Annotated in this window: 3 protein-coding genes and 2 rRNA genes (1 of these 5 cut by a window edge); all 5 read left to right on the top strand. The window is 54.4% G+C overall.

Annotation, left to right across the window (positions count from 1 at the left end; genetic code table 11):
- Positions 1 to 2626, top strand: a 23S ribosomal RNA gene (locus AC1MDT_RS17720); it begins 266 nt to the left of the window's first position.
- A gap of 173 nt (positions 2627 to 2799) precedes the next feature.
- A 5S ribosomal RNA gene (rrf, locus tag AC1MDT_RS17715) occupies positions 2800 to 2915 on the top strand.
- Positions 2916 to 3062: 147 nt separating this feature from the next.
- On the top strand, positions 3063 to 3722 hold the full coding sequence (locus tag AC1MDT_RS17710) for a paraquat-inducible protein A (RefSeq protein WP_480418306.1): 660 nt from the start codon (positions 3063 to 3065) through the stop codon (positions 3720 to 3722).
- Entirely contained in the window at positions 3709 to 4332 is a 624-nt protein-coding gene (locus tag AC1MDT_RS17705) for a paraquat-inducible protein A (protein WP_480418305.1), read from the top strand. The genes AC1MDT_RS17710 and AC1MDT_RS17705 overlap by 14 nt, the downstream gene beginning before the upstream one ends.
- On the top strand, positions 4325 to 6628 hold the full coding sequence (locus AC1MDT_RS17700; RefSeq protein WP_480418303.1) for a PqiB family protein: 2304 nt from the start codon (positions 4325 to 4327) through the stop codon (positions 6626 to 6628). Before AC1MDT_RS17705 ends, AC1MDT_RS17700 begins: the two co-directional genes overlap by 8 nt.
- The last annotated feature ends 60 nt before the right edge of the window (positions 6629 to 6688 follow it).

Here is a 6688-nt window from a genome sequence, read left to right as displayed (position 1 = left end):
CCCTTAAGTGGCTTTGAGATTAGCGGAACGCTCTGGAAAGTGCGGCCATAGTGGGTGATAGCCCTGTACGCGAAAATCTCTTAGTCATGAAATCGAGTAGGACGGAGCACGAGAAACTTTGTCTGAATATGGGGGGACCATCCTCCAAGGCTAAATACTACTGACTGACCGATAGTGAACTAGTACCGTGAGGGAAAGGCGAAAAGAACCCCGGAGAGGGGAGTGAAATAGATCCTGAAACCGTATGCGTACAAGCAGTGGGAGCCCACTTTGTTGGGTGACTGCGTACCTTTTGTATAATGGGTCAGCGACTTATTTTCAGTGGCGAGCTTAACCGAATAGGGGAGGCGTAGCGAAAGCGAGTCTTAATAGGGCGTCTAGTCGCTGGGAATAGACCCGAAACCGGGCGATCTATCCATGGGCAGGTTGAAGGTTGGGTAACACTAACTGGAGGACCGAACCGACTACCGTTGAAAAGTTAGCGGATGACCTGTGGATCGGAGTGAAAGGCTAATCAAGCTCGGAGATAGCTGGTTCTCCTCGAAAGCTATTTAGGTAGCGCCTCATGTATCACTGTAGGGGGTAGAGCACTGTTTCGGCTAGGGGGTCATCCCGACTTACCAAACCGATGCAAACTCCGAATACCTACAAGTGCCGAGCATGGGAGACACACGGCGGGTGCTAACGTCCGTCGTGAAAAGGGAAACAACCCAGACCGTCAGCTAAGGTCCCAAAGTTATGGTTAAGTGGGAAACGATGTGGGAAGGCTTAGACAGCTAGGAGGTTGGCTTAGAAGCAGCCACCCTTTAAAGAAAGCGTAATAGCTCACTAGTCGAGTCGGCCTGCGCGGAAGATGTAACGGGGCTCAAACCATACACCGAAGCTACGGGTATCACTTAGGTGATGCGGTAGAGGAGCGTTCTGTAAGCCTGTGAAGGTGAGTTGAGAAGCTTGCTGGAGGTATCAGAAGTGCGAATGCTGACATGAGTAACGACAATGGGTGTGAAAAACACCCACGCCGAAAGACCAAGGTTTCCTGCGCAACGTTAATCGACGCAGGGTTAGTCGGTCCCTAAGGCGAGGCTGAAAAGCGTAGTCGATGGAAAACAGGTTAATATTCCTGTACTTCTGGTTATTGCGATGGAGGGACGGAGAAGGCTAGGCCAGCTTGGCGTTGGTTGTCCAAGTTTAAGGTGGTAGGCTGGAATCTTAGGTAAATCCGGGATTCTAAGGCCGAGAGCTGATGACGAGTGTGCCTTTGGTACACGAAGTGGTTGATGCCATGCTTCCAAGAAAAGCTTCTAAGCTTCAGGTAACCAGGAACCGTACCCCAAACCGACACAGGTGGTTGGGTAGAGAATACCAAGGCGCTTGAGAGAACTCGGGTGAAGGAACTAGGCAAAATGGCACCGTAACTTCGGGAGAAGGTGCGCCGGTGAGGGTGAAGCATTTACTGCGTAAGCCCATGCCGGTCGAAGATACCAGGCCGCTGCGACTGTTTATTAAAAACACAGCACTCTGCAAACACGAAAGTGGACGTATAGGGTGTGACGCCTGCCCGGTGCCGGAAGGTTAATTGATGGGGTTAGCTAACGCGAAGCTCTTGATCGAAGCCCCGGTAAACGGCGGCCGTAACTATAACGGTCCTAAGGTAGCGAAATTCCTTGTCGGGTAAGTTCCGACCTGCACGAATGGCGTAACGATGGCGGCGCTGTCTCCACCCGAGACTCAGTGAAATTGAAATCGCTGTGAAGATGCAGTGTATCCGCGGCTAGACGGAAAGACCCCGTGAACCTTTACTATAGCTTTGCACTGGACTTTGAATTTGCTTGTGTAGGATAGGTGGGAGGCTTTGAAGCGTGGACGCCAGTTCGCGTGGAGCCAACCTTGAAATACCACCCTGGCAACTTTGAGGTTCTAACTCAGGTCCGTTATCCGGATCGAGGACAGTGTATGGTGGGTAGTTTGACTGGGGCGGTCTCCTCCTAAAGAGTAACGGAGGAGTACGAAGGTGCGCTCAGACCGGTCGGAAATCGGTCGTAGAGTATAAAGGCAAAAGCGCGCTTGACTGCGAGACAGACACGTCGAGCAGGTACGAAAGTAGGTCTTAGTGATCCGGTGGTTCTGTATGGAAGGGCCATCGCTCAACGGATAAAAGGTACTCCGGGGATAACAGGCTGATACCGCCCAAGAGTTCATATCGACGGCGGTGTTTGGCACCTCGATGTCGGCTCATCACATCCTGGGGCTGAAGCCGGTCCCAAGGGTATGGCTGTTCGCCATTTAAAGTGGTACGCGAGCTGGGTTTAGAACGTCGTGAGACAGTTCGGTCCCTATCTGCCGTGGACGTTTGAGATTTGAGAGGGGCTGCTCCTAGTACGAGAGGACCGGAGTGGACGAACCTCTGGTGTTCCGGTTGTCACGCCAGTGGCATTGCCGGGTAGCTATGTTCGGAATAGATAACCGCTGAAAGCATCTAAGCGGGAAACTAGCCTCAAGATGAGATCTCACTGGGACCTTGAGTCCCCTGAAGGGCCGTCGAAGACTACGACGTTGATAGGTTGGGTGTGTAAGCGCTGTGAGGCGTTGAGCTAACCAATACTAATTGCCCGTGAGGCTTGACCATATAACACCCAAGCAATTTGCAGGCTTCGAGCTGAAAAGCGAAAGAGCACCAGATTGCGGTGTGTGAAGACGAAACGAACCGAAAGTTCGACAAACTCACAAAGCACCCAGCTCTATCACCTACCCATTCGCTGGAGCGTAAACCGAAAGGTGAACGACCTGGCTACCGAATTTCTTGACGACCATAGAGCATTGGAACCACCTGATCCCATCCCGAACTCAGCAGTGAAACGATGCATCGCCGATGGTAGTGTGGGGTTTCCCCATGTGAGAGTAGGTCATCGTCAAGATTAAATTCCGAAACCCCTATCTGCGTATGCAGGTAGGGGTTTTGTTTTGCCTTGAAAAAAGCATCATCCCGGATAGCACAAATTTGCACAGTTATTTTCGATTTAGAACACTAGAATAGGCCCACCTTTTTCGGAGCCAGAGCCTTTATGCCAGATCCGGTTGACGCCCCCGGGCTGTCAGAATTACCGCTGGACGACTTGGTGGCGTGTCATGAGTGCGATTTGCTGATGCGCAAGCCTGAGCTTGCCCATGGCGAGAAAGCCCTGTGTCCACGCTGCGGTTACGAGCTTTACGCGCACCGGCACAACGTTGTGCAGCGTAGTCTTGCCTTGGTCATCGCCGCTCTATTGCTGTATATCCCGGCGAACTTTTTACCCATCATGCAGCTCCATCTACTCGGGCACTCGTCGCATGACACTGTCTGGAAAGGTGTTGTCGGTCTGTTCGATACGGGTATGAAAGGCGTGGCAGTCGTCGTGTTTCTCTGCAGCATGGGGATCCCGTTGCTGAAGTTGCTCTGCCAACTGGTCGTGCTGTTGAGTATTCGTTTTGATGTTGGGCGCAGCTATGGCCTCCTGCTCTACCGCATTTATCACCATCTACGCGATTGGGGGATGCTTGAGGTCTACCTCATGGGCGTGTTGGTCGCGATCGTAAAACTGGCAGATATGGCGACCATTACCGTAGGTCTTGGCTTGGGCTGCTTTATCAGTTTGTTGTTGGTTCAGGTCTGGTTGGAGGTTGTGATGTCACCTCATCAGATCTGGCAGGCTTTATCAGGAGAGGATGCCCATGCGGGCGATTGATGCAGGCATTCTGATTTGCGCGGAATGCCATGAATTGAATAAGCAGGAAGCCGATACTGACGAGCAAGTTTGCACCCGTTGTGGTGCCTTGGTTCACGCTCGTCGTCCCAACAGTCTAATGCGTACCTGGGCGTTGCTCGTCACGGCAGCGATCCTCTACATCCCTGCGAATGTGCTGCCGATCATGACGGTCAGTACCCTCGGTCAAGGTGATCCCAGCACCATCATGTCCGGGGTGATCCAGCTGGTTCAGCACGGCATGATTCCCATCGCCGCCGTGGTTTTCATTGCCAGTATCCTGGTCCCGACATTCAAATTGGTAGGCATCGCACTGCTGCTGTTTTCGGTGCAGCGTCGCCAGCCGCTCTCTGCTCGTCAACGTATATGGATGTATCGCTTTATCGAGTTCATTGGCCGCTGGTCGATGCTGGACATCTTTGTGATCGCAATCCTGGTGTCGCTCGTGAATTTCGGACGGCTTGCCAGCATCGAAGCCAATCTTGGCGCCATCGCTTTCGCCAGTGTGGTGATTCTGACGATGCTTGCCGCAGTTACTTTCGATCCCCGACTGATTTGGGATAACACGGAGTCGGACGACGACCATGACTGATTTGCCTACTGCTAAAACCCGACCGGCCTCGAACTGGTCTGCCATTTGGGTGTTGCCCCTGATCGCCTTGATCATCGGCGGCTGGCTCGGCTGGCGTGCCTACACCGAAACCGGCATCGAGGTTCAGGTTCGATTCGAAAGTGGCGAAGGCATTCAGGCCAACAAGACCGAAGTCGTCTACAAAGGCATGTCGGTCGGTAAGGTGAAAACCCTCAAGCTCGACGACGAAGGCGCCTCCAAAGGTGTGATTGCCACCATCGAGATGAACAAGGACGTGGAGCAATACCTCAGGACCAGTACGCGTTTCTGGCTGGTCAAACCAAGCGTGACCCTGGCCGGTATCACTGGCCTGGAAACCCTGGTGTCGGGTAACTACGTAGCCATCAGCCCTGGCGAAGGCGAGCCGACTCGCAAATTCAAGGCCTTGGCCGAAGAGCCACCGTTGTCGGACGCCAAACCGGGATTGCACCTGACGATCAGGGCCGATCGCCTCGGCTCGCTGAACCGCGGGAGCCCAGTGTTCTACAAACAGATCAAGGTCGGCCAGATCAAAAGCTACTTGCTGTCCGAAGACCAAAGCACGGTTGAACTCAAAGTTTTCATCGAGCCAACTTACGCCAAGCTCGTGCGCAAATACACGCGTTTCTGGAATGCCAGCGGCATCAGCATCGACGCTAACCTGTCCGGTGTGAAAGTGCGCAGCGAGTCGCTGGCCAGTATCGTTGCGGGTGGCATCGCGTTTGCCACGCCAGAAAACCGCAAGGACAGCCCGCCCACCGATCCGAGTCTGCCGTTCCGCCTCTACGAGGACTTTGACGCGGCCGCGGCCGGTATTCGGGTCAAGGTCAAACTCAGCGATTTTGAAGGTTTGCAGGCCGGTCGCACGCCGGTGATGTACAAGGGCATCCAAGTCGGCACGCTGAAAGCACTGAAGATCGATCCTGATTTGTCTGCTGCTACCGCTGAGTTGACCCTTGACCCGCTGGCCGAAGATTATCTGGTCCAAGGCACTCAGTTCTGGGTGGTCAAACCGTCGATATCCCTGGCAGGCATTACTGGTTTGGAAGCCCTGGTCAAAGGTAATTACATCGCCGTGCGCCCCGGTGACAAAGGCGCAGCGCCACAACGCGAGTTCGTGGCACGGCCCAAGGCGCCACCGCTTGATTTGCGTTCACCGGGCTTGCACCTGGTGTTGTTCACCGAGAACCTCGGCTCGCTGGAAGTCGGCAGCCCGATTCTCTACAAGCAGGTCAAGGTGGGTTCGGTGCAGAGCTATCAGTTCTCACGCACCAAAAAGCAGTTGGTGATCGGCGTACACATCGAGAAGGAATACGAAGGCCTGGTCAACGCCTCGACGCGGTTCTGGAATGCCAGTGGCATCACGCTGACGGGGGGACTCACCGGGGGAATCCAGGTCAAAAGCGAGTCGCTACAGAGTCTGATGGCCGGCGGCATTGCCTTCGAAACACCGGAAGCAAAAGCGCCGCTGGAGAAACGTATTCCACGTTTCCGTCTGTTCGCCAACCATGACGAGGCCAACCAGAAAGGCACCGTAGTCACGATCAAGGTTGATCGCGCCGATGGTTTGCGCAACGGCACACCTGTGCGGTTCAAAGGTCTGGATGTCGGCAAGATTGAAGACGTCGACCTCACGGATGACTTGCAATCGGTGATGCTCACTGCACGAATCACCGAAGTGCCGGAGCGTATCGCCCGGGTTGGCAGTCAGTTTTGGGTGGTCAAACCAGAATTGGGTCTGATCAAGACTTCGAATCTGGAGACACTGGTCACCGGCCAATACATCGAAGTGCAGCCTGCTGCGAAAAACCTCGGCCCGCAGAAGAACTTTGTGGCCCTGGCCAATCCACCGGAAACCGCCAAGCAAGAACCCGGTTTGAGTCTGGTCCTGAGTGCCGCTCGCCGTGGGTCGCTGAAAATCGGCGTACCGGTGACCTATCGCGAGGTCACCGTGGGCAAGGTGACAGGCTATGAATTGGGCGAGACCGCTGACCGTGTGTTGGTGCGCATCCTGATTGAACCGAAGTATGCGGCATTGGTGCGCAGCGGCACGCGATTCTGGAATACCAGCGGTTTTGGTTTCGACTACGGCTTGTTCAAAGGCGCGACGGTCCGTACTGAATCGCTAGAGACGCTGATTCAGGGGGGCATCGCTTTCGCCACGCCGGATGGTGATCGCATGGGGAACCCTGCACGGCCTGAGCAAACATTCCCACTGTTCGACAAGTTTGAAGAGGAGTGGCTGACCTGGGCGCCGAAAATCGCCATCGGTAAGTAGCAGGCAGTTCATTGGGCGTCTGTGATGCCGCCTTCGCGAGCAGGCTCGCTCCCACATTGA

The organism is Pseudomonas sp. ASL7 (genome assembly GCF_056680375.1).
Note: the sequence above shows the minus strand (reverse complement) of the source record. Positions and strands in the feature narration are given on the sequence as shown.